25 protein-coding genes and 3 tRNA genes are annotated in these 25,690 nt (G+C 73.9%); 19 read left to right on the top strand and 9 right to left on the bottom strand.

Going from position 1 to position 25,690, the window contains the following annotated elements:
- Positions 1-79: 79 nt before the first annotated feature.
- The 4 genes from ACLQ22_RS08635 to serA all read left to right on the top strand — a co-directional run bounded on the left by ACLQ22_RS08635 (position 80) and on the right by serA (position 5,690).
- Positions 80-1,975, top strand: a complete 1,896-nt coding sequence (locus ACLQ22_RS08635; protein WP_425691754.1) for an acetolactate synthase large subunit — start codon at positions 80-82, stop codon at positions 1,973-1,975.
- Positions 1,976-2,056: 81 nt separating this feature from the next.
- On the top strand, positions 2,057-2,572 hold the full coding sequence (ilvN, locus tag ACLQ22_RS08630; protein WP_089001623.1) for an acetolactate synthase small subunit: 516 nt from the start codon (positions 2,057-2,059) through the stop codon (positions 2,570-2,572).
- A gap of 121 nt (positions 2,573-2,693) precedes the next feature.
- Positions 2,694-3,707, top strand: a complete 1,014-nt coding sequence (ilvC, locus tag ACLQ22_RS08625; protein ID WP_366638271.1) for a ketol-acid reductoisomerase — start codon at positions 2,694-2,696, stop codon at positions 3,705-3,707.
- Positions 3,708-4,091: 384 nt separating this feature from the next.
- On the top strand, positions 4,092-5,690 hold the full coding sequence (serA, locus tag ACLQ22_RS08620) for a phosphoglycerate dehydrogenase (protein ID WP_366638273.1): 1,599 nt from the start codon (positions 4,092-4,094) through the stop codon (positions 5,688-5,690).
- A gap of 64 nt (positions 5,691-5,754) precedes the next feature.
- Here the strand turns inward: serA and ACLQ22_RS08615 are convergent, their stop codons facing one another.
- Together ACLQ22_RS08615 and ACLQ22_RS08610 are read right to left on the bottom strand one after the other, a co-directional pair.
- Entirely contained in the window at positions 5,755-6,111 is a 357-nt protein-coding gene (locus ACLQ22_RS08615) for a hypothetical protein (RefSeq protein ID WP_121396167.1), read from the bottom strand.
- Positions 6,112-6,430: 319 nt separating this feature from the next.
- Positions 6,431-7,276: an FAD:protein FMN transferase gene (locus tag ACLQ22_RS08610; RefSeq protein WP_425691753.1), complete on the bottom strand. Its 846-nt coding sequence runs from the start codon at positions 7,274-7,276 to the stop codon at positions 6,431-6,433.
- Between the two features lie 223 nt (positions 7,277-7,499).
- Between ACLQ22_RS08610 and ACLQ22_RS08605 the strand changes: the two genes are divergently transcribed.
- Positions 7,500-8,531, top strand: coding sequence for a 3-isopropylmalate dehydrogenase (locus tag ACLQ22_RS08605; RefSeq protein ID WP_425691752.1), 1,032 nt, complete (start codon positions 7,500-7,502; stop codon positions 8,529-8,531).
- 195 nt (positions 8,532-8,726) lie between these two features.
- The gene (locus tag ACLQ22_RS08600; RefSeq protein WP_425691751.1) at positions 8,727-9,824 is read left to right on the top strand and encodes a branched-chain amino acid aminotransferase; all 1,098 of its coding nucleotides are present in this window, start codon (positions 8,727-8,729) and stop codon (positions 9,822-9,824) included.
- Between the two features lie 75 nt (positions 9,825-9,899).
- On the opposite strand, the gene ACLQ22_RS08595 is transcribed toward ACLQ22_RS08600, so the two are convergent.
- The 4 genes from ACLQ22_RS08595 to ACLQ22_RS08580 all read right to left on the bottom strand — a co-directional run bounded on the left by ACLQ22_RS08595 (position 9,900) and on the right by ACLQ22_RS08580 (position 12,415).
- Positions 9,900-10,664: a tyrosine-protein phosphatase gene (locus ACLQ22_RS08595; RefSeq protein WP_425691805.1), complete on the bottom strand. Its 765-nt coding sequence runs from the start codon at positions 10,662-10,664 to the stop codon at positions 9,900-9,902.
- A gap of 30 nt (positions 10,665-10,694) precedes the next feature.
- Positions 10,695-11,153 (bottom strand): PRC-barrel domain containing protein, encoded by a 459-nt coding sequence (locus ACLQ22_RS08590; RefSeq protein ID WP_425691750.1) that lies wholly within the window; start codon positions 11,151-11,153, stop codon positions 10,695-10,697.
- A gap of 168 nt (positions 11,154-11,321) precedes the next feature.
- Positions 11,322-11,852 (bottom strand): carboxymuconolactone decarboxylase family protein, encoded by a 531-nt coding sequence (locus ACLQ22_RS08585; protein WP_121396158.1) that lies wholly within the window; start codon positions 11,850-11,852, stop codon positions 11,322-11,324.
- A 2-nt stretch (positions 11,853-11,854) separates the two neighbouring features.
- A complete protein-coding gene (locus tag ACLQ22_RS08580) occupies positions 11,855-12,415 on the bottom strand; it encodes a peroxiredoxin (RefSeq protein WP_121396157.1) in 561 nt (186 codons plus the stop codon).
- Positions 12,416-12,756: 341 nt separating this feature from the next.
- On the opposite strand from ACLQ22_RS08580, the gene cimA reads away from it, so the two are divergent.
- Positions 12,757-14,337, top strand: a complete 1,581-nt coding sequence (gene cimA / locus ACLQ22_RS08575; protein WP_425691749.1) for a citramalate synthase — start codon at positions 12,757-12,759, stop codon at positions 14,335-14,337.
- A 48-nt stretch (positions 14,338-14,385) separates the two neighbouring features.
- Here cimA and ACLQ22_RS08570 read toward each other — a convergent pair whose 3' ends face one another.
- Positions 14,386-15,375 carry an endonuclease/exonuclease/phosphatase family protein gene (locus tag ACLQ22_RS08570; RefSeq protein ID WP_425691804.1) on the bottom strand — a complete coding sequence of 330 codons (990 nt, stop codon included), beginning with the start codon at positions 15,373-15,375 and terminating at the stop codon, positions 14,386-14,388.
- A 403-nt stretch (positions 15,376-15,778) separates the two neighbouring features.
- On the opposite strand from ACLQ22_RS08570, the gene ACLQ22_RS08565 reads away from it, so the two are divergent.
- The 7 genes from ACLQ22_RS08565 (at position 15,779) to arfB (ending at position 21,242) form a co-directional block, all read left to right on the top strand.
- Positions 15,779-16,306, top strand: coding sequence for a hypothetical protein (locus ACLQ22_RS08565; RefSeq protein ID WP_425691748.1), 528 nt, complete (start codon positions 15,779-15,781; stop codon positions 16,304-16,306).
- A 159-nt stretch (positions 16,307-16,465) separates the two neighbouring features.
- A complete protein-coding gene (locus tag ACLQ22_RS08560; RefSeq protein WP_425691747.1) occupies positions 16,466-17,515 on the top strand; it encodes an AAA family ATPase in 1,050 nt (349 codons plus the stop codon).
- Between the two features lie 29 nt (positions 17,516-17,544).
- The gene (locus tag ACLQ22_RS08555; protein ID WP_425691803.1) at positions 17,545-18,531 is read left to right on the top strand and encodes a DUF58 domain-containing protein; all 987 of its coding nucleotides are present in this window, start codon (positions 17,545-17,547) and stop codon (positions 18,529-18,531) included.
- Entirely contained in the window at positions 18,528-19,487 is a 960-nt protein-coding gene (locus ACLQ22_RS08550) for a VWA domain-containing protein (protein WP_425691746.1), read from the top strand. Before ACLQ22_RS08555 ends, ACLQ22_RS08550 begins: the two co-directional genes overlap by 4 nt.
- Before the next feature lie 44 nt (positions 19,488-19,531).
- Positions 19,532-20,395: a S1C family serine protease gene (locus ACLQ22_RS08545; protein ID WP_425691745.1), complete on the top strand. Its 864-nt coding sequence runs from the start codon at positions 19,532-19,534 to the stop codon at positions 20,393-20,395.
- A gap of 109 nt (positions 20,396-20,504) precedes the next feature.
- Positions 20,505-20,807 carry a hypothetical protein gene (locus ACLQ22_RS08540; protein WP_425691744.1) on the top strand — a complete coding sequence of 101 codons (303 nt, stop codon included), beginning with the start codon at positions 20,505-20,507 and terminating at the stop codon, positions 20,805-20,807.
- A gap of 9 nt (positions 20,808-20,816) precedes the next feature.
- Positions 20,817-21,242, top strand: a complete 426-nt coding sequence (gene arfB, locus ACLQ22_RS08535) for an alternative ribosome rescue aminoacyl-tRNA hydrolase ArfB (RefSeq protein ID WP_121396149.1) — start codon at positions 20,817-20,819, stop codon at positions 21,240-21,242.
- A 20-nt stretch (positions 21,243-21,262) separates the two neighbouring features.
- On the opposite strand, the gene ACLQ22_RS08530 is transcribed toward arfB, so the two are convergent.
- Together ACLQ22_RS08530 and ACLQ22_RS08525 are read right to left on the bottom strand one after the other, a co-directional pair.
- Positions 21,263-22,156: a 3-methyladenine DNA glycosylase gene (locus ACLQ22_RS08530; protein ID WP_425691743.1), complete on the bottom strand. Its 894-nt coding sequence runs from the start codon at positions 22,154-22,156 to the stop codon at positions 21,263-21,265.
- Positions 22,157-22,190: 34 nt separating this feature from the next.
- Complete coding sequence (locus tag ACLQ22_RS08525) at positions 22,191-23,474, bottom strand: hypothetical protein (protein WP_425691742.1); 1,284 nt, start codon at positions 23,472-23,474, stop codon at positions 22,191-22,193.
- A gap of 193 nt (positions 23,475-23,667) precedes the next feature.
- Between ACLQ22_RS08525 and ACLQ22_RS08520 the strand changes: the two genes are divergently transcribed.
- The 5 genes from ACLQ22_RS08520 to ACLQ22_RS08500 all read left to right on the top strand — a co-directional run bounded on the left by ACLQ22_RS08520 (position 23,668) and on the right by ACLQ22_RS08500 (position 25,453).
- Complete coding sequence (locus tag ACLQ22_RS08520) at positions 23,668-24,471, top strand: fumarylacetoacetate hydrolase family protein (protein WP_425691741.1); 804 nt, start codon at positions 23,668-23,670, stop codon at positions 24,469-24,471.
- A 107-nt stretch (positions 24,472-24,578) separates the two neighbouring features.
- Positions 24,579-24,650: transfer RNA gene (locus ACLQ22_RS08515), tRNA-Gln, on the top strand.
- 133 nt (positions 24,651-24,783) lie between these two features.
- A tRNA-Glu gene (locus ACLQ22_RS08510) sits at positions 24,784-24,856 on the top strand.
- A 45-nt stretch (positions 24,857-24,901) separates the two neighbouring features.
- The gene (locus ACLQ22_RS08505; RefSeq protein ID WP_425691740.1) at positions 24,902-25,138 is read left to right on the top strand and encodes a hypothetical protein; all 237 of its coding nucleotides are present in this window, start codon (positions 24,902-24,904) and stop codon (positions 25,136-25,138) included.
- Positions 25,139-25,380: 242 nt separating this feature from the next.
- Positions 25,381-25,453: transfer RNA gene (locus tag ACLQ22_RS08500), tRNA-Glu, on the top strand.
- Positions 25,454-25,690: the final 237 nt, after the last annotated feature.

The following is a 25,690-nucleotide window of genomic DNA, read 5'->3' as shown; positions in this document are numbered from 1 at the left end:
CGGACCCATCGACGCCGGGCGTCGCCCGCGTCACCCGCTCGAACAGCCGCACCCACTCCAGCCGAAGGCCTGAACCGCCATGACGAGACCCACGCCAGAGACACTCGCCCACTCCGCCCGGCGGGCCCGCACGGTCGCCGAGCCCGCGAGCGACGCCGAGCACGCCGGCGCCGCCCGCGCCGCGGCCACCCCGGCCGTCCCGGCCGTCCCGGGGGTACGCACACCCGCCCCGGCCCAGGTCAGCGGTGCCGGCTCGCTCGTGCGGTCCCTCGAGGCGCTCGGCGTCGACATCGTCTTCGGCATCCCGGGCGGCGCCATCCTGCCGGCGTACGACCCGCTCTACGACTCCACCGTCCGGCACATCCTGGTCCGCCACGAGCAGGGCGCCGGGCACGCGGCGACGGGCTACGCCCAGGCGACCGGCCGGGTGGGGGTCTGCATGGCCACCTCCGGGCCCGGCGCCACGAACCTGGTCACCCCGATCGCCGACGCGTACATGGACTCGGTGCCGATCGTGGCGATCACCGGGCAGGTCGCGCGGCCCTCGATCGGCACGGACGCCTTCCAGGAGGCGGACATCCAGGGCATCACCCTGCCGATCACCAAGCACAACTTCCTGGTGCAGGAGGCCGAGGAGATCCCCCGGGTGCTGGCCGAGGCGTTCCACCTGGCCGCCACCGGCCGACCCGGGCCGGTCCTGGTCGACATCCCCAAGGACGTCCTCCAGGCGCCCACCACCTTCACCTGGCCGCCGACGCTGGACCTGCCCGGCTACCGCCCGACCCTGCACCCGCACGGCAAGCAGATCCGCGAGGCGGCCCGGCTGATGGCCACCGCCCGGCGCCCGGTGCTCTACGTCGGCGGCGGCGTGCTGAAGGCCGGCGCCACGGAGGGGCTGCGCCGGTTGGCCGAGCTGACCGGGATCCCGGTGGTCACCACGCTGATGGCGCTCGGCGCGTTCCCCGACTCGCACCCGCAGCACCTGGGAATGCCCGGCATGCACGGCACCGTCTCGGCGGTCTACGGCCTGCAGAAGGCCGACCTGATCGTGGCCCTGGGCGCCCGCTTCGACGACCGGGTCACCGGCAAGCTGGACTCGTTCGCCCCGGACGCGGCGGTGGTGCACGCCGACATCGACCCGGCCGAGATCGGCAAGAACCGGCACGCGGACGTCCCGATCGTCGGCGACGCCCGGCACGTCATCGACGAGCTGATCGCGGCGGTGACCAACGAGCAGGCGGCCGGCCGGCGCGTCGACCTCGCCGACTGGTGGACCCAGCTCGACGACCTGCGCAACCGGTACCCGCTGGGCTACGAGGAGCCCGCCGACGGCACCCTCTCCCCGCAGTACGTGATCAAGCGGCTCGGCGAGCTCGTCGGCCCGGACGCGATCTACGTGGCGGGGGTCGGCCAACACCAGATGTGGGCCTCGCAGTTCATCTCCTACGAGAAGCCGTACACCTGGTTGAACTCCGGCGGCCTCGGCACGATGGGCTACGCGGTGCCGGCGGCGATGGGCGCCAAGGCCGGCAAGCCGGACACGGTGGTGTGGGCGATCGACGGCGACGGCTGCTTCCAGATGACCAACCAGGAGTTGGCCACCTGCGCGCTGGAGGGCATCCCGGTCAAGATCGCCGTGATCAACAACGGCAACCTCGGCATGGTGCGGCAGTGGCAGACCCTGTTCTACGGGGAGCGCTACTCCAACACCGACCTCGGCACCCACAAGCACCGCATCCCCGACTTCCTGAAGCTCGCGGAGGCGCTCGGCTGCGTGGGCCTGCGCTGCGAGAACGCCGAGGACGTCGACCGGACCATCGCCGCCGCGATGGCCATCGACGACGCACCGGTGGTCATCGACTTCGTCGTCGGCAAGGACGCCATGGTGTGGCCGATGGTCGCCGCCGGCACCAGCAACGACGAGATCATGTTCGCCCGGGGCGTCCGCCCGGCCTTCGACGAGGATGACATCTGACATGAGCGAGCAACGCGAGCGAATCATCAGGCTCAGTCCCGTGCCGCGTCAGGGCACGACCGAGCGGAGCGAGGTCGTGGCATGACAATGCACACGCTGAGCGTCCTGGTGGAGAACAAGCCGGGCGTCCTGGCCCGGGTCTCCGGGCTGTTCTCCCGGCGCGGCTTCAACATCGACAGTCTCGCCGTCGGGGAGACCGAGAACCCGGACGTCTCGCGGATCACCATCGTGGTCAACGCCGAGTCGTCCCCGCTGGAGCAGGTCACCAAGCAGCTCAACAAGCTGGTCAACGTGCTCAAGATCGTCGAGCTGGACCCGCAGGTCTCGGTCGCCCGGGAACTGCTCCTGGTCAAGGTGCGCGCCGACCGCGCGGCCCGGGCCCAGGTGCTGGAGACGGTCGGCCTGTTCCGGGCCCGGGTGGTCGACGTGGCGCCGGACACGCTGACCATCGAGGCCACCGGCACCCCGGACAAGCTCGACGCGCTGCTGCGCGACCTCGAACCGTTCGGGATCAAGGAGATGGTCCAGTCCGGGCTGGTGGCGATCGGGCGCGGCTCGCGCTCCATCACCGCCGGGCCCTCGCTCCGGGCCGCCTGACCCCGACCCGGCCGGTGCCCCGCGCCGGCCGGGACCGCCCGACCAGTGCCGGCGCGTCGCGCCGCCTGGGACCGCACAGATCCACGACGGGCCGCCCGGGCCGCCGTACGAAAGGGAAATCATGAGCGTTGAGGTGTACTACGACGACGATGCCGACCTGGGCCTGATCCAGGGCCGGAAGGTCGCGGTGATCGGGTACGGCAGCCAGGGCCACGCCCACGCGCTGTCGCTGCGCGACTCCGGAGTCGACGTGGTGATCGGTCTGCCGGAGGCCTCCAAGAGCCGGGCCAAGGCCGAGGAGCAGGGCCTGCGCGTCCTCACGCCGGCCGAGGCGGCGGCCGAGGCCGACGTCATCATGATCCTCGCGCCGGACACCGCCCAGCGCAGCATCTACGCCGAGTCGATCGCGCCGAACCTGGCCCCGGGCAAGGCGCTCTTCTTCGGCCACGGCTTCAACATCCGCTACGGCCTGATCAAGCCCCCGGCCGACGTGGACGTGGCGATGGTCGCGCCGAAGGGCCCGGGTCACCTGGTGCGCCGCCAGTACGCCGACGGCAAGGGCGTGCCCTGCCTGGTCGCCGTCGAGCAGGACGCCAGCGGCAGCGCCCTCGCGCTGGCCCTGTCGTACGCCAAGGGCATCGGCGGCACCCGGGCCGGCGTCATCCGGACCACCTTCACCGAGGAGACCGAGACCGACCTCTTCGGCGAGCAGGCGGTGCTCTGCGGCGGCGCGGCGGCGCTCGTGCAGACCGGCTTCGAGGTGCTCACCGAGGCGGGCTACGCCCCCGAGGTGGCCTACTTCGAGTGCCTGCACGAGCTGAAGCTGATCGTCGACCTCATGTACGAGGGCGGCATCGCGAAGATGCGCTACAGCATCTCCGACACGGCCGAGTACGGCGACCTCTCCCGCGGCCCGCGCGTCATCGACGCCCGGGTCAAGGAGGAGATGCGCAAGATCCTCAGTGAGGTCCAGTCCGGCGAGTTCGCCCGGGAGTGGGTGGCCGAGGACGAGGCCGGCCGGCCCAACTTCAGCAAGTGGCAGGCCGAGGGCGCGGCGCACCCGATCGAGGAGACCGGCAGCAAGCTGCGCGGCATGATGAGCTGGGTCGACCGCCCGATCACCGAGACCGCCTGAGTCACACCCCCGGCGGCCCGGCCCGGGCGCTCTCCCCGGCGCCCGGACCGGGCCGCTCCCTGTCCGCGCCACCCCGCCGCTCGCGCAGGCCGTGTCCGCACCGGCTCGCCGCGCGACGGCCCCCGGCCGAGCCGGCCGGGGCCGACCGGCACACCCGCCACGCCGGGGCGACCCCACGCGCCCGTCACGCGCCGTTCACCGGCGGGCCGTCACCCGTTGTGAGGGCACTCACCCCGTAGTCCGGGACATGCCGGCCGGCCGGGCCCCTACGATCGCGGGGTAGGTGCGTAGCCGGCACCTGACGGCCATGGCCCGGATCAGCGCAGGGCGCAGCGCGGCGTCCCGCAGCCCGGCCCACCGCTCTGACGACAACTACGAGGACCAATGACTCCTGTCGTACTGATCGCCGAAGAACTCGCCCCCGCCGCCATCGAGGTGCTCGCCCACGACTTCGACGTCCGGCACGTCGACGGCACCGACCGTCCGGCCCTGCTCTCGGCGCTCTCCGAGGCCGACGCCGTCATCGTGCGCAGCGCCACCCAGATCGACGCCGAGGCGATCTCCGCCGCGCCCCGGCTGAAGGTCGTCGCCCGGGCGGGCGTGGGTCTGGACAACGTCGAGGTGCCGGCCGCCACCGCGCGGGGCGTCATGGTCGTCAACGCCCCCACCTCGAACATCGTCTCCGCCGCCGAGCAGGCCCTCGCGCTGCTGCTCGCCGTGGCCCGCAACACCGCCAGCGCCAGCGCCGCGCTGAAGGCGGGGGAGTGGAAGCGGTCGAAGTACACCGGCGTCGAGATCCAGGGCAAGACCGTCGGCGTGGTCGGCCTCGGCCGCATCGGCGTGCTCTTCGCCCAGCGGATCGCCGCCTTCGGCACCCGGCTGATCGCGTACGACCCCTACATCCAGCCGGCCCGCGCGGCCCAGCTCGGCGTCCGCCTGGTGGGGCTGGAGGAGCTGCTGCGGGAGAGCGACTTCATCTCGATCCACCTGCCGAAGACCCCGGAGACCGTCGGCCTGATCGGCGAGAAGGAGCTGGCCGTCGTCAAGCCCGGCGTCCGGATCGTCAACGCCGCCCGGGGCGGGCTCGTCGACGAGCAGGCCCTGGCCGACGCGATCGCCGAGGGCCGGGTCGCCGGCGCGGGCGTGGACGTCTACGCCAAGGAGCCCTGCACCTCCTCGCCGCTGTTCGCCTTCGACAACGTGGTCGCCACCCCGCACCTGGGCGCCTCCACGGGCGAGGCGCAGGACAAGGCCGGCCTGGCCGTGGCCAAGAGCGTGAAGCTGGCGTTGCAGGGCGAGTTCGTGCCGGACGCCGTGAACGTGCAGGCCGGCGGCGTGGTCGCCGAGGACGTGCGGCCGCTGCTGCCGCTGGCTGAGAAGCTCGGCCGGGCCTTCACCGCCGTCGCGGGCGGGGTCGCCGCCAGCGTCACCGTCGAGGTGCGCGGCGAAATCGTCAACCACGACGTGTCGGTGCTGAAGCTCGCCGCCACCAAGGGGCTGTTCAGCTCGGTGGTCGAGGAGCAGGTCACCTACGTCAACGCGCCGCACCTGGCCGCCGAGCGCGGCGTCGAGGTCACGCTGGTCGCCCAGACCGACGCGGTCGACCACCCCAGCCTGGTCACCGTCCGCGGCGCGCTGCCCGACGGCCGCACGGTCAGCGTCTCCGGCACGGTGACCACCGCCGGCGGCCGCGACGTCATCAAGCTCACCGAGGTCGACGGCTTCGACGTGGAGATCGGCGCGGAGGGCATCCTGGTCTTCCTGCGCTACGTCGACCGCCCGGGCGTGGTCGGCACGGTCGGCACGCTGCTCGGCGAGGCCGGCGTCAACATCGCGGCGATGCAGGTGGCCCGCCGCGAGGCCGGCGGCGAGACCCTGATGACCCTCACGGTCGACCAGGCGCTCGGCGCCGACCTGCTCACCTCGGCCGCGGACTCGATCGGCGCGGTCGCGGCCAGCGCGGCGGACCTGCGCGACGAGTGACCTGAACGCGCGACACGAGGGGCCCGGCGGATCCGCCGGGCCCCTCGTCGTGCTCGGGGAGTGGTCAGCCGGGCAGTCGGGCCGGCGGCGGGTAGACCGAGCCGTCCTGCGCGTCGAAGAGCATCAGGTCGTACGCGCCGGCCAGCCGTTCGATGTCGAGCAGCACCTGGTCCTCGCAGGTCGGGTGCAGGTTCAGTTCGACGTGGTCGCTGGCCGCGTGCAGCGGCGCCACCGCCCACGGGGTGCCGGGGCCGGCCGGCCGGTCCGGGTAGCTGCCGGTGATGGCGCGGTAGAACGCCACCACCCGCGGGTCCGGGTACCGGTCGACGTGCTGTCCCTGCCGGCACCGCAGCACCGCCGCCCGCACGTCCTCGGGTGTCGCCCCGTCCGCCAGGGCCCACACGCTCAGATCGAAACTCACGGCGGACAGCGTGCCATCCGCCGTTCACCGCGTCGAAATCGGCCCGCCGCCGGATCGGCACGCTCCTGTCGCGACGGTCCGCTGTGGAGACCCTTGCGTTGAGTTGCGTCGATTCGCTAGCGTACCGGTGCGGTCACTGGCCGAGCTCGCGGCGTGGGCCCGTCTTCGGGTGGCGAGGTCGACGTCCGGCCGTCCGGCCCGCACCCCTCGATTGCGCGAGCCACGCGCACTCGTCGCTGACCGGCCCTCACGGTCGTTGCCGAGACCGTGGGGGCCGATCGCGCGTCCGGCCCGCTGCCTGAGGCGACGCGGGGCCGGCTCAGCGGCGGTGGGCGAAGAGCGCGCGGTAGTCCGACCCGTCGCGGAACCAGTCCAGCCCGGCCGGCCCGGCGGCGTAGAGCGCGGTGGCGTAGGCGTCGGCGACGGCGAGGTCCGGCCCGACCACCGTCGCGGCGACCAGCTGGTCGGCGGGCTCCCCGGTGTGCGGGTCCACCACGTGCCCCTGCCGGCCGCTCACCCCCGAGGTGCCGACCGCGCCCGCGGTCATCTCCAGCACGAGCGGCGCCCGGTGCTGGTCCGTCGGGTGGTGCACCGCCACCCGCCACGGGCCGCCGTGCGCCGCGTGCCCGCGGACGACCAGGTCGGCGCCGGTGAGCACGGCGTAGTCGTGGACGCCGGCGGCGCGCAGCCGGGCGGCGGCGCGCTCCACCGCCCACCCGCCGAGCAGGCCGCCGGGGTCGAAGCCGCCGGGCACCGCCCAGGCGTCGAACCAGCCGTCGGTGGCCGCCCGCATCGCCGCGCAGCGGTCCACCAGGTCGGCCAGCGGCGGGTACGAGTCGGGGCTGATCTCACCCCGGCGCAGCCGGGAGACCAGGCTCTCCGGCCGGGTCGGGCCGTAGGTGAGGTCGATGGCGCGCAGCTCCGCCACCGCGTCCCGCAGCGCCTCCCCGACACCGCGACGGCCCAGCCACTCGGGGGCGTTGAGCAGCAGCGAGTATTCCGCCGTGGAGGTCCGCACGGTGTGCTGGACGGCGATCCGGTCCTCGCCGACCGTGCCGGGCCGGTCCACGCGGTGACTGCGGGCGCCCAGCCGCAGGTCCGGCCGGCGCGGCTGGAAGGCCGACTGGTCCACCCATCGGGTCCGTGGCTGCTGGTCGATCCGCATGACGCTGCTCCCTCGCTGACGCCGGCCGCGCCCTCGCGGCCTCCGTCACGGGCCCCCGTTGACCCGCTCGTCATCACGCTAGGCAGCGGAGATGACCCCACCATGAATGCCACCTGGGAGGATCCTGTGCATCCTCCTTTCCCGCATTCTGGAAGGATCGTACCGGGAGGCGGGACGGCGGCGTACGGTCGGACGAAACGGCGAGGCGAGGGAGCACAGGGACGTGGCACGGATCGCGGTGGTGGCCGGGGACGGGATCGGACCCGAGGTGGTCGCGCAGGCCCGCAAGGTCATCGACGCCGTGCTGCCGGGGGTGGACGCCACCGAGTACGACCTCGGCGCCGCCCGCTGGCACCGCACCGGCGAGGTGCTGCCGGACTCGGTGCTGACCGAGCTGGCCGGGCACGACGCGATCCTGCTCGGCGCCGTCGGCGACCCGACCGTGCCGCCGGGCGTGCTGGAGCGGGGCCTGCTGCTGAAGCTGCGCTTCGCCTTCGACCAGTACGTCAACCTGCGCCCGTCGCGGCTCTGGCCCGGCGTGGCCGGGCCGCTGGCGAGCGTCAAGCCCGGCGAGGTCGACCTGGTGGTCGTCCGCGAGGGCACCGAGGGCCTCTACGCCGGCGCCGGTGGCGCGCTGCACCGGGGCACCCCGGCGGAGGTCGCCACCGAGGAGAGCCTGAACACGCGGCACGGCGTGGAGCGGGTGATCCGCGACGCCTTCGCCCGCGCCGCGCGCCGGGAGCGGCGCAAGGTCACCCTCGTGCACAAGACCAACGTGCTCACCCACGCCGGTTCGTTGTGGGCGCGCGCGTTCGAGGCCGTGGCGGCCGAGCACCCCGACGTGGCCACGGAGTACCAGCACGTCGACGCCGCCGCGATGTTCCTGGTCACCCAGCCGCAGCGCTACGACGTGGTGGTCACCGACAACCTGTTCGGCGACATCCTCACCGACATCGCCGCCGCCGTCACCGGCGGGATCGGGCTGGCCGCCAGCGGCAGCATCAACCCCGAGGGGGCGTACCCCTCGATGTTCGAGCCGGTACACGGCTCGGCGCCGGACATCGCCGGGCGCGGCGTGGCCGACCCGGTGGCGGCCGTACTCTCGGCGGCCCTGCTGCTCGACCAGCTCGGGCACGCCGACGCCGCCGCCCGGGTCACCGCGGCGGTGGGCGTGGAGCTGGCCGGGCGGGCCCCGGGCGCGGCACTGCGCACCGAGGAGGTCGGCGACCGGCTGGCCGGGTACGCCACCTCCTGAGGCCGCCGGCCCACCCCGTCCCGAGTTCCGACCACGCCGCCCGGCCGCACCCGGCCCGGCGGCGTACACCCGTCCGGTGCTGCCGGTACGCCCGGGCGGCGCTACCCGCTGAACGACCGTTCGGGGTAAGTTTCTCGCACCAGATTTCTCGGCATGCGGACCCGTGTGCCGTAGTCCCGCAGGGAGGTCAACGCGATGAGCGGTGGTGACAAGCTCGACTTCGAGATCCGTCCGAATCCCGCGCCGGTATCCGTCGCCGACCGGGCCGCCCTGCTGGCCAACCCGGGTTTCGGCCGGGTCTTCACCGACCACATGGTCACCATCCGCTACGCCGACGGCAAGGGCTGGTACGACGCCCGGGTCGAGGCGCGGGCGCCGATCCCGATGGACCCGGCCGCCGCGGTGCTGCACTACGCGCAGGAGATCTTCGAGGGGCTGAAGGCCTACCGGACGGCCGACGGCGGGGTCACCATGTTCCGCCCGGAGGCCAACGCCGCCCGGTTCGCCGCCTCCGCCCGGCGCATGGCGATGCCGCCGCTGCCCGAGGAGGCGTTCGTCGACTCGCTGCGTCAGCTCGTGGCCACCGACCAGGACTGGATCCCCGAGGGCGAGGACGGCAGCCTCTACCTGCGGCCGTTCATGTTCGCCAGCGAGGTGTTCCTCGGCGTCCGGCCCGCCAACGAGTACCTCTACGTGGTGATCGCCTCGCCGGTCGGCGCGTACTTCTCCGGCGGGGTGAAGCCGGTGACGGTCTGGGTCTCCCCGGACTACACCCGGGCCGCCCCGGGCGGCACCGGCGCGGCGAAGTGCGGCGGCAACTACGCCGCCTCGCTGGTGGCGCAGGCCGAGGCGATCGAGCACGGCTGCGACCAGGTGGTCTTCCTGGACGCGGTGGAGCGTCGCTTCGTCGACGAGCTGGGCGGCATGAACGTGTTCTTCGTCTACGACGACGACACCGTGGTCACCCCGCCGCTGACCGGCACGATCCTGCCCGGCATCACCCGGGAGTCGGTGCTCACCCTGGCCGCCGACGCCGGGCACCGGATCGAGGAGCGGCCGGTGAGCTTCGCCGACTGGCAGGCGGACGCCGCGAGCGGCCGGCTCCGCGAGGTGTTCGCCTGCGGCACCGCCGCCGTCGTCACCCCGATCGGGCGGGTGCGCTTCCCCGACGGCGAGTTCCTGGTGGGCGGCGGCGAGCCCGGCCGGGTCACGACGGCCCTGCGCCAGCAGCTCGTCGACCTCCAGCGCGGAAAGGTCGACGACCCGCACGGCTGGGTCCGCCGCATCCTCTGATCCGCCCCTTTCGCACCGCCCCGCCCCCGCGCCGCCCCGGTGCGGGGGCGGCGCCGTCGCGGGAGGAGGGCGGGGTCAGGTCAGCAGGTGGTCGCGCAGCGCGGCGAGTTGGGCGTCGGTGACGCCGGTGTGGCGCAGGTAGCCCTCGACCGAGCCGTGGGCCTCCCGCAGCTCGGCGAGGAAGAGCGTCATGGCCTCGGCGGGGCAGGTCAGCACCGGCAGGGTGTGCCCGGCCTGCCGGCCGGTGGCCTCGAACCAGGCGCGGTAGCGCTCGCCGGCCTCGGTGCTCAGGGCGTAGTCGGCGGCGATGTCGTCGTCGGCGACGCCGAGCACCGCGAGGGTGAGCCCGCAGACGATGCCCGTGCGGTCCTTGCCGGCGACGCAGTGCACGACCACCGGGGCGTTGGCGGAGTCGGCGATCAGCCCGACCGCCTCGGCGAGCCCGGCGCCGCCGGTCCCGGCGAGGTCGGCGTACCGGTCGGCCAGGTAGCGGGCCAGGTCGGTGCCGGGACGGTAGGGGCGCTCGCCCCACTCCGCGTGCTCCGGGTGGATGTTGCGCCAGGTCAGGCCGTCGAAGTGGGGGACGCGGCCGTCGCGCTCCACCTCGTACGGGCGGCGCAGGTCGATGACCGTGCGGACGCCGAGGGCGGCGAACGCCTCCCGGTCGGTGTCGTCGAGGCGGTGCAGCGAGTCGGAGCGGTAGAGCCGCCCCGGGCGCACCGTGCGGCCGTCGTGGCCGGCGTGGCCGCCCACGTCGCGGAAGTTGAACATCGCGGAGAAGGGGATCCTGCGACCGACCTCGATGGAGTCCACGCTGACACGGTAACGGCCTCCCGCGATTCGCGGGAGGCCGTCGCGCGCCGGTGCCGGCTAGCGGGCGGTGCCGGGCGGGATGGCCGAGTACGTCTCGCCGTAGTAGCCGCCGAGGCGGTCCCGGTAGGTGGGGTCGGTGTCGGCGGTCTCGTCGTACTCCGGGGCGGCCTTGATCTGGTCCTTGCTCCGGTCGACGTACACCTTGCGCTCGTCGTGGTCGACGTGGTTGACGGTGCCGGCCGGGACCATGACCTTCCGGCCGAAGATCCACGGGCCGGTGTCCACCACGAGATAGCTGTCGTTGACCTCGTGGCTGGCGCTGTCGATCCTGCCGATGCCGCCGTCGGTGGCCTCGACCTTGTAGCCGACCAGGTCGGCGTCGGCGACCCTCGCGGTGTCGCGGTAACGCCACGGGTCGAACGTGCCGGCCGGGGCGCCACCGGCGAACTCGCCCTGGCCGCCGCCGCGCAGCGGATCCGGGCTGCCGTGGGTGCTGTGCGGGTCGAGCCTGTCCATCTGACAACTCCTGCCCCGACTGTCGCCAGTCGTCTCGCCGGTCCGGGTGTCTCTCGTCTCCTCCGAGGAGCTACCCGGGCCGTCGCCACCGGAAACGGCGGGGGCCGGTGCCGGAGACGACGGGGGGCCGGCGCCGCACCGCGGCACCGGCCCCCCGTGTCGTACCCGTCAGGCGAGCGCGGCCTGGGCGTCCAGGGTCACCGCGGCGGCGTGCACGACGGCGGCGATGCGCAGCCCCTCGTGCACCTGCTCGCGGCTGAAGCCCGCGTTGCGCAGGGTCTTCTCGTGCGACTCCAGGCACACCCCGCAGCCGGTGATCGCCGAGACCGCCAGGCACCAGAGCTCGAAGTCGGCCTTGTCCACGCCCGGCTTGGCGATGATCTGCATCCGCAGCCGCGCCGGGATCGACTGGTACTGCTCGTCGCCGATCAGGTGCTTGGCCCGGTAGTAGACGTTGTTCATCGCCATGATCGCGGCGGCGCCCTTGGCCGCCTCGACCGCCTCCGGCCCGAGGTGGGTGGCCGCCTCGGCGGCGATCTCACGCAGCACCACCGGGTTGCGCGCCGCGACGGCGCAGGCCAGGGCGGTGCCCCACGCCTGCTCCGGCTTCAGCGTGCTGGTGCCGATGGTGGAGCCGAGGTTGAGCTTGATGTCCTTGGCGTACTCCGGCAGGGCCGCCTTGACCGCGTCCAGACCCATGGTCAGGCCCCGGCGCCGGCGAGGAGCTTGGTGGCGTCCAGGGTCTCGCCGCCCTTGTTCCAGTTGCACGGGCAGAGCTCGTCGGTCTGGAGGGCGTCGAGCACCCGCAGCACCTCGGAGACGTTCCGGCCGACCGAGCCGGCGGTCACCATGACGAACTGGATCTCGTTGTCCGGGTCGACGATGAAGGTCGCCCGCTGGGCCACGCCGTCCTCGCCGAGCACGCCGCAGGCGGCGGTCAGCTCACGCTTGACGTCGCTGAGCATCGGGAACGGCAGCTCGCGCAGGTCCGGGTGGTCCTTGCGCCACGCGTAGTGGACGAACTCGTTGTCCACCGACACGCCGAGGACCTGGGCGTCCCGGTCGGCGAACTCCTCGTTCAGCCGGCCGAACTCCGCGATCTCGGTCGGGCAGACGAAGGTGAAGTCCTTCGGCCAGAAGAAGACGACGCGCCACTTCCCCTGGTGGGACTTGTGGTTGATCGACTCGAACGCCTTGTCGGCGTCCAGCGACACGCAGGCGGTGAGTTCGTACTCGGGGAAGCGGTCACCGACAGTGAGCACAGGTCCTCCTTGACAGCGGCACGAGGGCCGGTAACTGGATCGGTTCCAGATACTTCCGCAGCCCCGTTTCCGCCGCGTGGCGGCCGGGTGACTTGTGAAGTCGATCACGAGCGGCGGGTTGTGCCGGTGAACCGGCCATCCGTGCGGTACCGGGACCCTCCGTCACCGTCCCGCCATGTGGATTGCGCCTCCCAAAACCGGGTTCCAGGTGGCAGAGTGGCGATCGTGACCAGCACCGACCTGATTATTCGCCCCTAGCGCGCCGGCCTCCCCTCCGCCGAGCGCGCAGACCTCCCGCATCCGCGGGGGGTCTTTTTGTTGCTCCCCGAAAGGACTCCCTGATGACGTTCCAGGTGTACGACACCACGCTGCGCGACGGCGCCCAGCGCGAGGGGCTCAGCTACTCGGTGGTCGACAAGCTCGCGGTGGCCCGCCTGCTCGACGAGTTCGGGGTCGGCTTCATCGAGGGGGGCTGGCCGGGCGCCGTGCCGAAGGACACCGAGTTCTTCCGGCGGGCGCGCACCGAGCTCGACCTGAAGCACGCGCTGCTGGTCGCGTTCGGGGCCACCCGGCGGGCCGGGGTGGCCGTCGGCGAGGATCCGCAGGTCCGCGGCCTGCTCGACGCGCAGACGCCGGCGATCGCCCTGGTCGCCAAGGCGGACCTGCGGCACGTCGAGCGGGCGCTGCGCACCACCGCGGCCGAGAACCTGGCGATGGTCCGCGACACGGTGGCGCACCTGGTGGCCGAGGGACGCCGGGTCTTCGTCGACGGGGAGCACTTCTTCGACGGCTACCGGTCCGACCCGGCGTACACGGCCGCCGTCGTGGAGACCGCCCTCGCCGCCGGCGCCGAGCGGGTGGTGCTCTGCGACACCAACGGCGGGATGCTGCCGTCCCAGGTGACCGCCGCCATCGCCGACCTGACCGCGCGGCTCGGGGTCGGCCCGGAGCTGCTCGGCATCCACTGCCAGAACGACACGGCCTGCGCGGTGGCCAACACCGTCGCCGCCGTGGAGGCGGGGGTGCGCCACTTCCAGGGCACCGCCAACGGCTACGGCGAGCGCCCCGGCAACGCCGACATCTTCGCCGTGGTCGCCAACCTCCAACTCAAGCTCGGGCTGCCCGTCCTACCGGAGGGCTGCCTGGGGCAGATGGTGCGGGTCGCCCACGCCATCGCCGAGATCGCCAACATCGCCCCCGACACCCACCAGGCGTACGTCGGGGCCGCGGCCTTCGCCCACAAGGCGGGGCTGCACGCGAGCGCGATCAAGGTGGATCCGCTGCTCTACAACCACGTGGACCCCCAGGTGGTGGGCAACGACATGCGGATCCTCGTCACCGAGATGGCCGGCCGGGCCAGCGTCGAGCTCAAGAGCCGTGAACTCGGCCTGGACCTGGCCGGCCATCCGGAGGCGCTGTCGCGGGTCACCCGGCGGGTCAAGGAGCTGGAGGCCGGCGGCTGGTCGTTCGAGGCCGCCGACGCGTCGTTCGAGCTGTTGGTCCGCTCGGAGCTGGACACCGCCCCCGCCAGGCCGTTCGCGCTGGAGTCGTACCGGGTGCTGGTCGAGCACCGGGAGGACGGCGCGGTGGTCTCCGAGGCGACCGTCAAGATCCGCGTACGCGGGGAGCGGGTCATCGCCACCGCCGAGGGCAACGGTCCGGTCAACGCCCTGGACGAGGCGCTGCGGGTCGGGCTGGCCCGGCACTACCCGGAGCTGCGCGACTTCGAGCTGGCCGACTACAAGGTGCGGATCCTCGAGGGCACCCACGGCACCGGCGCGGTGACCCGGGTGCTGCTGGAGACGGTCGACGGCAGCAACCGTGACTGGACCACGGTCGGCGTGCACCCCAACGTCGTCGAGGCGTCCTGGCACGCCCTCGTCGACGCGCTCACCTACGGCCTCGACCGCGCCCGGGTCTGAGCCGCCCGGGCCACCCGCGCCACCGGCGGCTGCGGGACGGCCCGGGCGTCACCGCGCCGGGAGGCGCAGCTCGGCCAGGACGGCGCGGTGGTCGCTGCCCCGCACGCGGTGCACGCTGACCGCCCGCACCGCGATCCGCCGGTCGACCAGCACGTGGTCGATGGTCACCGGCGGGATCGGGTCCTCGTCGTACGGGCCCCAGGTGCCGACCAGGCCCGCGCCGGCCTGGTCGGCCGCGTCGACGTAGCCGGTGTCCAGCAGGGCGCGCAGCGGGGCGTGGTCGAGGGTGGCGTTGAAGTCGCCGGCGAGGACCCGCAGCGGCCCGTCCGGGGTGGCGGGCGGCTGCGCCGCCAGGTCGGTGCGCCAGTGGCCGACCTGGTCCACCGCGTACGGGGCCGACGGGTGCGCCGACTCGACCCGGACCGCCGGCGCCCCGGGGACCGCCACCGTGCCGTAGGCCTGGTCGAAGCCCCAGCCGCCGCGATTGTGCCGGACGCCGCCGTCGCTGATCGGGAACCGCGCGTAGAGGCCGGAGCCGACGGTGCCGATCTGCGGGTGGAGCTGCCGGTGCGGAAGCAGTCCGGGCAGGCCGAGCCGGTCCAGCTCCGCCTCGGCGTCCGGGGTGAACTCCTGCACGGCGAGCACGTCGACCCGGTGCTGCCGGACCAGGTCGACCAGCGCCCGCGCGTCGCCGGCCCCGGCGAGCAGGTTGGCGGTCAGCACCCGCACCGTGGGCCCGGTGACGGAGGGCTGGCCGGACGGCAGCGCCCGGGGCGCCACCACGGCCACCAGGACCGCCGCGACCAGCGCCGCGACCACCGCGGGCGCGCGGCGCCGCAGGGCGAGCGCGAGCACCAGCGGCAGCAGGCTCCCGGCGGCGGCGTACGGGGTGAAGGCGAGCAGCTGCACCAGCGGCCCCCGGTCGAGTCCGCCCAGTCGTACCGCCGCCCAGGCGACGCCGGGTGCGACGGCGGCCCAGCAGAGCGCGGTGCGCAGCCGCGCCGCCCGGCGGCCCGCCGGCGGCCGCGCGGTCTCGATGATCACGGCTGGAGGGTAGCGTCTCCGCGCCCGCCCGGCGGGCCCGGACGCGCGCCCACGCGGCGGCCCGGACGCTTTCGCGTCGCGCATTCGTGAATGTTCCAGCCCTCGCTTCTCACAATTCGGCGACATCAGATGGAGCGATTGACGGGGCGTGATCGACTATTGACGCCCGGCATTTTGCGGTGCTACCTTCCAGTGGGTTGAGACGTCGAAACTCTGAGTAGTATTGGCTGCTCAGAGCCGGTGAAAAATCGTTGAAGCGGCAACATCTAGGTGCGGCCTGAAGGTGTGGGCTCCAGGCGGTTGTCGCTATTTCTCCGGCCCGAAAAATGGAAATCAACCGTCCCCGCGATCAGTGGGGCCGGTCGAATCCGCACGGTCAACAAAAGGGAGACCTGTCATGACCACACTCTTCCGACGCAAGGCGGTGGCGGTGGCGTTCGCCGCGCTGGCGCTCACCCTGGCCGGGGGCGGGATCGCCGTCGCCCAGCCGGCGGCGCAGGCGCCCGCCGAGGTCGCCCAGCCGGCCGCCCGCCAGCCCGGCTCCGGCAGTCAGCCGGCGGTGACCCCCGCCGAGGCCCGCAAGGCCAAGGCCGCGCTGGCGCAGGGCCCGTCCGCGCAGGCGAGCGCGCCGGGCACGGTCGCCTCCGCCGTCGTCACCAGCAACGGCACCCTGCTCCGCGGCTCGCCCGAGGTGGTCTCCGCCACCCGGTACGGCCCCGGGGAGTACCACGTGGTGTTCAACTACAACGTCTCGCTGAAGACGTTCGTGGCCACCATCGGCACCACCGACCCGTACAACGTGCCCCCGGGTGGCGAGGTCTCCGTCGCGCCACGGCTCCAGACGCCGAACGCGGTCTTCATCCAGACCCGCAGCTCGTCGGGGAACGCGGCCGATCGGCCGTTCCACCTCGTCATCGCCAACTGAGCACCCGCTGACGGCGCCGGCCCCCATCTCGTGTGGGGGCCGGCACCGCCGCGCCGTCCCTGCCGGACCAGGAAGCTCGTCCCGGTTCGGGCCCCTTAGGGCCGCCCCGGCGCCGATAATCCGACGTTTGTCCGACCGCCGGCACGGGAAGCAAGCACCGTGACGGACATCTCGGACACCCTGGCCAGCGTGCCCAGCCCGGCCGATCCCGATGCGACACCGGCCGACCTGGAACAGACGCTCTTCGAGGTCAAACGCGTGATCGTCGGGCAGGATCGGCTCGTCGAGCGCCTGCTCACCGCCCTCATCGCGGACGGGCACTGCCTCCTGGAGGGCGTGCCCGGGGTGGCCAAGACGCTCGCCGCGCAGACCCTGGCCACCGTGGTGGGCGGCACCTTCTCCCGGATCCAGTTCACCCCGGACCTGGTCCCCTCCGACATCGTCGGCACCAGGATCTACCGCGCGTCGCGCGAGGACTTCGACATCGAGCTGGGCCCGATCATGGCGAACCTGGTGCTCGCCGACGAGATCAACCGGGCCCCGGCGAAGGTGCAGTCCGCCCTGCTGGAGGCGATGGCCGAGCGGCAGGTCTCCATCGGCGGGCGCAGCTATCCGGTGCCCGAGCCGTTCCTGGTGCTGGCCACCCAGAACCCCATCGAGTCGGAGGGGGTCTACCAGCTGCCGGAGGCGCAGCGCGACCGGTTCATGATGAAGGTCGTCGTCGACTACCCGAGCGACGCCGACGAACTCGCCATCCTCTACCGGATGAGCGCCGACCGGCCCGTCGCCCGGCGGGTGCTCGACCCGCAGCGACTGCGGGACCTCCAGGCCCGCGCCGCCCACGTCTTCGTGCACCACGCGATCGCCGAGTACGTGGTCCGGCTGATCTTCGCCACCCGCGACCCCGGCCGGTTCGGCCTGCCCGAGATCGCCCCGCTGCTCGCGTACGGGGCCAGCCCCCGGGCCACCCTCGGCCTGGTGCGCGCCGCGCGGGCCCAGGCGTTGCTGCGCGGCCGCGGGTACGTGCTGCCCGAGGACGTCCGCGAACTCGCCGTCGACGTGCTCGCCCACCGGCTGGTGCTCTCCTTCGACGCCGTCGCCGACGGGGTGGCCGCCGAAGCGGTGGTCCGGCGGCTGGTGGAGGCCGTGCCGCCGCCCCGCGTCGCCACCGCCCACCCGGAACACGCGGCCGATCTGGCGGCGGCATGAGGTGGCGCGGGGCCACCGCGCCGGCCCCCTTGCCGGCCGAGCCGGGACTGGCCGACCTCACCGCGGACCGTCGCCTGCGCCGGCTGGAGCTGACCGTCACGCGCCGCCTCGACGGGCTGCTGCACGGCCGGTACCGCGGCCTGCTGCCCGGGCCCGGCAGCGAGACCGCCGGCAGCCGGGAGTACCGGCCCGGTGAGGACGAGGTACGCCGGATGGACTGGGCGGTGACCGCCCGCACCACGGTCCCGCACGTGCGCGAGGTCGACGCCGACCGGGAGCTGACCACCTGGCTGCTGGTCGACGCGAGCCCCAGCATGGAGTACGGCACCGCCGAGCTGGACAAGCGGGAGCTGGCCGTGGCGGCCGTCGCGGCGGTCGGCTTCCTCACCGGCGGCGTGGGCAACCGCCTCGGCGCGCAGGTGCTCGGCCCGGACGGGCTGCGCCGGTTCCCGCCCCGCAGCGGGCGTACCCACCTGTTCGGGCTTCTCCGGGCCCTGCTGGCCGCCCCGCGCGTCGGCGGCCACGACGGGGACGAGCCGGCGCCGGCGGGCCCCGACCTGGCCGACGGCCTGGCCGCCGTGCACCGGGTGGCGCTGCGCCGCGGCCTCGTCGTGGTGGTCTCGGACTTCCTCGACGGGCTGCCCGACGAGGAACGGCAGGCGCCGTCCTGGGAGGCGCCCCTGCGCCGCCTCGCCGCGCGGCACCAGGTGCTCGCCGTGGAGGTCACCGACCCCCGGGAGCTGGAACTGCCCGACGTCGGCCTGGTCACCCTCGTCGACCCGGAGACCGGGCGGCGGCGCGAGGTCTGGACCGGCGACCGCGCGCTGCGCGAGCGCTACGCCGCCGCCGCGACCGCCCAGCGCGAGCAGGTACGCCAGGCGCTGCGCCGCAGCGGGGCCACGCACCTGCCGCTGCGCACCGACCGGGACTGGGGCGCCGACATCGTGCGGCACGTGCACGCCCAGCGGCGCCTCGCCGCCGCCCCGGCGCGGGCGGCCCGGGGAGGTGCGGCGTGATCTGGCAGTCGCCCGTCCGGCTCTGGCTCCTGCTCGGGGTGCTCGCCCTGGCCGTCGGCTACCTGCTGATGCAGCGCCGACGCAGCCGGTACGCCGTCCGCTTCACCAACCTGCGGCTGCTCGACCGGGTCGCGCCGCACCGCCCGGCCTGGCGGCGGCACGTGCCGGCCGGGCTCTTCCTGGCCATGCTGGCGCTGCTGGTGGTGGGCTTCGCCCGGCCCACGGCGGAGGTCCGGGTGCCCCGCGAACGGGCCACGGTGATGGTCGCCGTCGACGTCTCCACCTCGATGCTCGCCGGCGACGTGGAACCGGACCGGCTCAGCGCCGCCAAGGAGTCCGCCCGGCGCTTCGTCGACGGCCTGCCGGACGAGTTCAACGTCGGGCTGGTCGCCTTCGCCGGCAGCGCGGCGGTGCTGGTGCCACCGAGCACCGACCGGGAGGCGCTGCACGAGGGCATCGAGCGGCTGGTCGAGGGGGCCACCGGCGTGCAGGGCACCGCCATCGGCGAGGCCATCAGCACCTCCCTCGGCGCGGTGAAGGGCTTCGACAGCCAGGCGGCGAAGGATCCGCCGCCGGCCCGGATCATCCTGCTCTCCGACGGGGCGAACACCTCCGGCATCGACCCGATGGAGGCGGCGTCCGAGGCGATCGACATGAAGGTGCCGGTGCACACCATCTCCTTCGGCACCCCGGGCGGCACCGTGGACCGGGGCGGCCGGCCGATCCAGGTGCCCGTCGACGGGCAGACCCTGCGCGCGGTCGCCGAGGAGACCGGCGGCGTGTTCCACGAGGCCAGCACCAGCGACGAGCTGCGCGCCGTCTACGAGGACATCGGCACCTCGGTCGGCTACCGCACCGAACGGCAGGACGTCTCGGCCCGCTTCATCGGGCTCGGGCTGATGTTCGCCATGGGCGCCGCGGCCGGCTCGATGCGCTGGTTCGCCCGGCTGCCCTGAACCTGTCCGGCCACCGTCGAGAAGGACACGTGAGGAGCGTACGCATGGCAGTGCAGACCGGGCTGGGCGAACCGCGCGGCCCCTGGTTCATCTCCCCGGAGCTGGATCCGGACGGGCGGGCCCGGTGGGCCGGGCCCGGACCGGACGGTGGCCCGGGCCAGTGGCGCCCGCGCGGGCGGGTGCTGGCGGCGCTGGCGGTGGTGGCCCTGTCGACCGCCTCCGGCGCGGTGGCCGGCGGCATCGTGGCCGGCCGCGACGACGCTGCGGGCCCGGCGGCGGCCTCGGCGGCCCCGGTCCCGGCGGAGCTGGTGACCGCCGCCGGCAAGACCGTGCCGGGGGTCGTCTCGGTGCTGGTGGGCGGGGCCGGCGGCGCCTCGGCCACCGGCTCCGGCTTCGCCGTCGACGACCAGCAGCACATCATCACCAACGACCACATCCTGGCCAAGGGGCGCGGCGGCTCGGTGACGGTGGAACTGCCCGACGGGCGGCGGTTCGCCGCCGAGGTGGTCGGGCGGGAGCCCCGCAGCGACCTCGCCGTGCTCCGGGTGCCACCGTCGGCCGGCCTGGCGGCGTTGCCGCTGGCCAAGCCGGGATCCACCCGGGTGGGGGAGCCGGTGTTGGCGGTCGGCTCGCCGCTCGGGCTGCCCGGCACCGTCACCGCCGGCATCGTCAGCGCCCTGGACCGGCAGGTACGCCTCGGCGACAACCGGCACACCGCAGTGCAGACCGACGCCTCGATCAACCCGGGCAACTCGGGCGGCCCGCTGGTGAACGCGCGCGGCGAGGTGGTCGGGGTGAACACGGCCATCGCCACGATCGACGGCAACGGCTCGATCGGCATCGGCTTCGCCATCCCCATCGAACAGGTGCAGCAGACCGCCGACACGATCATCGGAAAGGGCGGCTGAGCTGCGATCTTGCCCCGATGAGCCGCTCGGGAATGTGAAAACTGTCGGATACCCGGCGCGAAATGATCGGCCAATAGAAATATCACGCTGAGTATGGATACTGGCGTGGGTGGAGCGTCCTGAAATCGTGGTCCTCCTGCTGGTGGGCCTGTTGATCGGTACCGGTGTGGGGTCGGCGTACGCCCGGGCACGACGCGGGTGGGCCGACTACCAGACCGTCAGGAAGACCGTGCCCGGCGCCCGGCGCGCCGCGTGGCTGCTGATCAAGGTGGCCACCACGAAGATCGGGGTGATCGCCCTGCTGCTGATGGGGGCGGTCGCGTACGCCGCCGCCGGCTCCGACGGTGAGCCCGCCCCACCCGCGCAGACCCCGAGCCCGGCCGCGACCCCGAGCGTCCGGGCGGGGCGCTAGCCTCGGGGGGTGGACGACGGACTGCGGGTGAACGACCGGTGGACCGTGCCCGCCGCCGAGCTGCGGGAACGCTTCTCCCGGTCGTCTGGGCCCGGTGGGCAGGGCGTCAACACCACCGACTCGCGGGTCGAGCTGAGCTACGACCTGGCCGCCTCGCCCGGCGTACCCGAGCCGCTGCGGGCGCGGGCGCTGGAGCGGCTCGCCGGCCGGCTGGTCGACGGCGTGCTGACCGTCACCGCCAGCGAGCACCGGGCGCAACTGGCCAACCGGGAGGCCGCCCGGGAACGGCTGGCCGCGCTGCTGCGCGAGGCCGCCGCCCCGCCGCCCCCGCCCCGCCGCCCCACCCGCCCGTCGCGCGGCGCGAAGGAACGCCGACTGGCCGAGAAGAAGCGCCGGTCACAGCGCAAGCGCGACCGCCGCGTCGACGGCGACTGACCCGGGGCGGGTCGGCCCCCTCACCCGTCGACGGTCGTCGACAGCAGCCGGTCGCACTCGGCGACCAGGCGCGCCCGCAGCGGGGCGGCCCGCTCCGCGAACGACCGCTGCGCCCCCACGTACTCGTGCCGGCCCTCGACGGTCTCCACCCGCACGGGTGCGTAGCCGAGGGCGCTCAGGTCGTACGGCGAGGCGCGCATGTCCAGCGTGCGGATCTCCCGCGCCAGCTCGAACGCGTCCGCGACCAGCTCGCTCGGCACCAGCGGGGACAGCTTGTAGGCCCACTTGTAGAGGTCCATGTTGGCGTGCAGACAGCCCGGCTGTTCGTGCGCGTGCTGCGTCTCGCGCGTCGGGGTGAGCAGGTTCAACGGCCGGGCCGGCGCGGTGAAGAACCGGTACGCGTCGAAGTGGCTGCACCGCACGCCGCGCTCCTCCACCAGGGCGGCGGTCCGCTCCGGGCTGAGCCGCAGCGGCCAGGCGTTGTGGCGTACCTCCTCCTGGGTCTGCCGGTAGACCATGGCCCACTCGTGCATCCCGAAGCAGCCGAGGTGCGCGGGCCGGTCGGCGGTCGCCGCCAGCAGCGCCCGGATCCACCCGATCGACTCCGCGCGCCGCGCGCGTACCGCCTCGGTGTCGACGGTGACCCCGGCGGCGGTGGCGCGGTAGTCCCGGCCGAACCCGGCCGGGTCCGCGTCGCGCAGCACCACGCCGGCGCCGGGGTGCCAGCGGCGCAACTGGGCAGGGCGGTGCGAGTAGTAGGTGAAGAGGAAGTCCTCCACCGGGTGCTTCCCGCCCCGGCGGCGGCGCGCCAGGTGCGGGGTGAGCCAGGCGTCGACCCGCTCCTCGTGCGCCCGGCACCGGGCCTGCCAGCGCGCCGCGTCGAGCACGACGGTCGGGGCGAGGGCGGCGGTCACGGACCCCAGGGTACGACCGCCGCCCGGCGCCCCGTCAGGGCACGTCCACCCGGACCCCGGCGGAGAACACCCCGCTGCGCAGCTCCAACTGCTCCGGCGGCGCCTGCCCGTCGACGGTGAAGACCAGCGGCAGCACCGTCCGGCTGCCGGCCGCCATCGGCTGGGCGAAGACGTCCCGGCCCTGGTTGGCCGTCCGCGTCGCCTGCTCGTCGGTGCTGACGAAGTTGCCGTCGGGCAGGTACGCGCGTTGCAGCCGGCCGTGCCAGCTCTGCTGCTCCGGGGTGAGGTTGCGCACCCCGACCGTGGCCTCGCACTGCCGGGCCGCCGCGCCGGGCTCGCACGCGACGCGGTACACGGTGAACTCGAACGCCGACTCGCGCAGCGGCTCGCCGACGGCCCCGTTGACCCCCTGACCCACCCACGCGCCGCTGGTCGGCTGGCTGCCGGTGTCGACGGCGGCGACCTCCCGGGTGGCCGTCCAGGCTGCCGTCCCCACCGTGCCGGCGAGCACGGCGGCGGCCACCGGGACGATCAACCAGACGGACGGCTTGCGGCGGACCTGTTCCGGTCGCGGCGCGGCCGGGCGCGGGTAGACCGTCCCCGGCCCCTCGCCGGAGAGGGCCGCGGCGACCGGCCGGTGGCGCCGGCGCCAGGTCCAGGCCCCGCCCACCGCGAGCACCGCCACCGTGGCGAGCCCGGCCAGCAGCACCGGCGTCCGGCGCCACGGCGGCGCCTCGGAACGCTCGGGCGCGGCGGCCGGCACGCCCGCGCTCCAGGTCGCGGTCGCGCAGTCGTACGGCCGGCTGCCGTCACGGGCGAAGGCGCAGGCCGGCGCGGTCATCGGTCGGGCCGGGGCGGCGGTGCTGAGCGCCGTGCCCAGGGTGGTGGTGCTGCGGGCGGGCAGCTTCAGCTGCCAGGTCACCTCGGTGGCCGACTGCCCGGCGCCCCGGGTGGCCCGGCCCCCGTCGGTGATGGCGGTCGCCGAGGCCCCGGGCGGCAGCTCCTGCCGGACCGTGGTGTCGACCGGCGTACCGCCGCTGTTGCGGACCTGGATCCGGTAGCGCGGCGCCGGCGAGCGCTCCGGCAGCACCGCGACCGTGACCGGCGGCTTCGCCACCGGCGGGGCGGCCCGGGTCGGGGTGGGCACCGCCGGCGGCGCCGACGGCATCGCCGGCTCCGGGGTCGGCGCGACCACCGGTGGTGGCGGCGCGGCCGCCGCGGGTGGGGCCGCCGTGGGCAGTGCCGGCACGGCGGCGAGAATGCCGAGGCAGTGTACGAACACTGCGAGGGCCCTGTGGTGTCGTGTCGATGCAGGCATACGAACGAACCTCCGGAGCCGACGCTAGGGGCGCGACGACGCCGGGCGGGTACGAAGTCGCGAACTCCGCCCCCGCGAGCGGGCGGTGGCGTAGGGTGCGCGCTCCCTGGTCTGCGGGTGTGCCGCCGGCCGTGCCGGTGCGCCTCCCCGCGGCCTCGGCCGGGTCGCGGGTCGCCGGGGCTAGATTGGCCTGGTGCGTATCGCTCGTTTTGCTCATGCCAAGGGAATGTCGTTCGGGGTCGTCGAGGGCGAGTCGGAGGCGGGCCCGCAGGGCCTGACCGTCGCCGAGATCGAGGGCCACCCGTTCGGGCAGATCACCTTCAGCGGTGCCCGTTGGGCACTGTCCGACGTCCGCCTGCTCTCGCCGATCCTGCCCAGCAAGGTCGTCTGCGTCGGCCGCAACTACGCCGAGCACGCCGCCGAGCACGGCAGCGAGGTGCCGAAGGAGCCGCTGCTCTTCCTCAAACCGTCCACCTCCGTGATCGGGCCCCGGGACGCGATCCGGCTGCCGATCTTCTCCAAGCAGGTCGAGCACGAGGCCGAGCTGGCCGTGGTCATCGGCGCGCCCGGCGCCCGCCGGGCCGACCGGGCCGCCGCGGAGCGGGCCATCTTCGGCTACACCTGCGCCAACGACGTCACCGCCCGGGACCTCCAGCGTTCCGACGGCCAGTGGACCCGCGCCAAGGGCTTCGACTCGTTCTGCCCGATCGGGCCGTGGATCACCACCGGGCTCGACGTCCGCGACCTGGAGATCCGCTGTGAGGTGGGTCGCAATCCCGAGGAGATGGAGGTCCGCCAGCTCGGCCGGACCCGCGACATGGTCTTCGACGTGCCGGCCCTGGTGTCGTACGTCTCGCACGTGATGACGCTGCTCCCCGGCGACGTGGTGCTCACCGGCACGCCGGCCGGGGTTAGCCCGCTCCTGGACGGGGATACGGTCACCGTGCGGATCGAGGGGATCGGGGACCTGACCAACCCGGTGGTACCCGTCGCCTGATCCGCGTCGAGGCCCCGTTTCCGCAGTTCAGGGGCGGTTTGGGGGACTCGATTTGGCCTGCTGGCACCGGGAGGGTAAAGTTTGATCCCGGCACCGCAAGGGGCCAATGGGGTATGGGGTAATTGGCAGCCCGACTGATTCTGGTTCAGTTAGTCTAGGTTCGAGTCCTGGTACCCCAGCGCAGCCGAGGTTCGGAAGAGCTTCGGGCGCTGGATCTCGTAGGAGACGACTCCGGTTCCCGGCAGGGGATCGGGGTTATCTCTGATAGAGTCCAGCGGCACCGCTCCGCGGAGCGGTGCCGCAAGTAGTTCTGGCCCCGTCGTCTAGCGGCCCAGGACGCCGCCCTCTCAAGGCGGTAGCGCCGGTTCGAATCCGGTCGGGGCTACATCTCGAACGGCCCGTTCCACTCCGGTGGGGCGGGCCGTTTCGCATGTCCCGCGTCGCGCCGTCGGCCCGGCGGGCACCCCACTGGCAGGCGGTCGCGCCGCCCTGCCGGCCGCTGGCCGACCCTGTGGTCCCGCCGCTGGGTGCCGCCGTGGTGCCGCCGCTGACTGGCTTCTCTGCGGTGCTGGCCGCTTGGTGGCTCGACTGGCTGGCTGGTGGGCGGCCCCAGCCGGTGCTGGTGCTGGTGCTCCAGTGGTGCTGCCCAATTGGGCAGGCCTGGTGATGCTGCCCCCTGAGCAGGCCTGGTGATGCGGCCCACTGGGCGGGCTTAGTGGTGCTGGCCGCTGGGCGGGCGAGACCTGGTTGCCGCTGGCTGGCTCGACCCGGCTGCTCGACTGCTCGGTGTGTTGACCTGTGGGTGCCTCCGTCGACCCGGCGTCGGTCGCCCCGATTTCCGTCCCCCGAGGGGACGCCGCTAGACTACAGCCGCACCGCTCGGAAGGGCGGTGGAAGCAGTGAAGTCTTGGCCCCGTCGTCTAGCGGCCCAGGACGCCGCCCTCTCAAGGCGGTAGCGCCGGTTCGAATCCGGTCGGGGCTACATCTCGAACGGCCCGTCCCACCCCGGTGGGACGGGCCGTTCCGCATCCCGCCCTCCCACCCACCCCACCCTTTCGAGCGGTGATCATGGGGTTGGCGGCGAAGATGATCTCCAACCCTGCCGCCAACTTCATGATCACCGACGCGAGTCGTCCGGGACGGGCTGCTGGGGTCGGGCCGGGGCTGTCCGGGGCTGCCCCGGCCGGCGGTCGCCCCTGGCGCCGTGGCGCTCCGAATC

This window comes from Micromonospora sp. DT178 (genome assembly GCF_049841695.1).
Lineage (GTDB): Bacteria > Actinomycetota > Actinomycetes > Mycobacteriales > Micromonosporaceae > Micromonospora.
This window is presented reverse-complemented; position numbering and strand designations above follow the sequence as displayed.

Excerpts from the sequence above, each read along its gene's own strand:
- ACLQ22_RS08635 (WP_425691754.1), top strand. The coding sequence starts at position 80 with ATGACGAGACCCACGCCAGAGACACTCGCCCACTCCGCCCGGCGGGCC.
- ilvN (WP_089001623.1), top strand. The coding sequence starts at position 2,057 with ATGACAATGCACACGCTGAGCGTCCTGGTGGAGAACAAGCCGGGCGTC.
- ilvC (WP_366638271.1), top strand. The coding sequence starts at position 2,694 with ATGAGCGTTGAGGTGTACTACGACGACGATGCCGACCTGGGCCTGATC.
- serA (WP_366638273.1), top strand. The coding sequence starts at position 4,092 with ATGACTCCTGTCGTACTGATCGCCGAAGAACTCGCCCCCGCCGCCATC.
- ACLQ22_RS08610 (WP_425691753.1), bottom strand. The coding sequence starts at position 7,276 with ATGCGGATCGACCAGCAGCCACGGACCCGATGGGTGGACCAGTCGGCC.
- ACLQ22_RS08600 (WP_425691751.1), top strand. The coding sequence starts at position 8,727 with ATGAGCGGTGGTGACAAGCTCGACTTCGAGATCCGTCCGAATCCCGCG.
- ACLQ22_RS08590 (WP_425691750.1), bottom strand. The coding sequence starts at position 11,153 with ATGGACAGGCTCGACCCGCACAGCACCCACGGCAGCCCGGATCCGCTG.
- ACLQ22_RS08585 (WP_121396158.1), bottom strand. The coding sequence starts at position 11,852 with ATGGGTCTGGACGCGGTCAAGGCGGCCCTGCCGGAGTACGCCAAGGAC.
- cimA (WP_425691749.1), top strand. The coding sequence starts at position 12,757 with ATGACGTTCCAGGTGTACGACACCACGCTGCGCGACGGCGCCCAGCGC.
- ACLQ22_RS08565 (WP_425691748.1), top strand. The coding sequence starts at position 15,779 with ATGACCACACTCTTCCGACGCAAGGCGGTGGCGGTGGCGTTCGCCGCG.
- ACLQ22_RS08545 (WP_425691745.1), top strand. The coding sequence starts at position 19,532 with ATGGCAGTGCAGACCGGGCTGGGCGAACCGCGCGGCCCCTGGTTCATC.
- ACLQ22_RS08525 (WP_425691742.1), bottom strand. The coding sequence starts at position 23,474 with ATGCCTGCATCGACACGACACCACAGGGCCCTCGCAGTGTTCGTACAC.
- ACLQ22_RS08505 (WP_425691740.1), top strand. The coding sequence starts at position 24,902 with ATGTCCCGCGTCGCGCCGTCGGCCCGGCGGGCACCCCACTGGCAGGCG.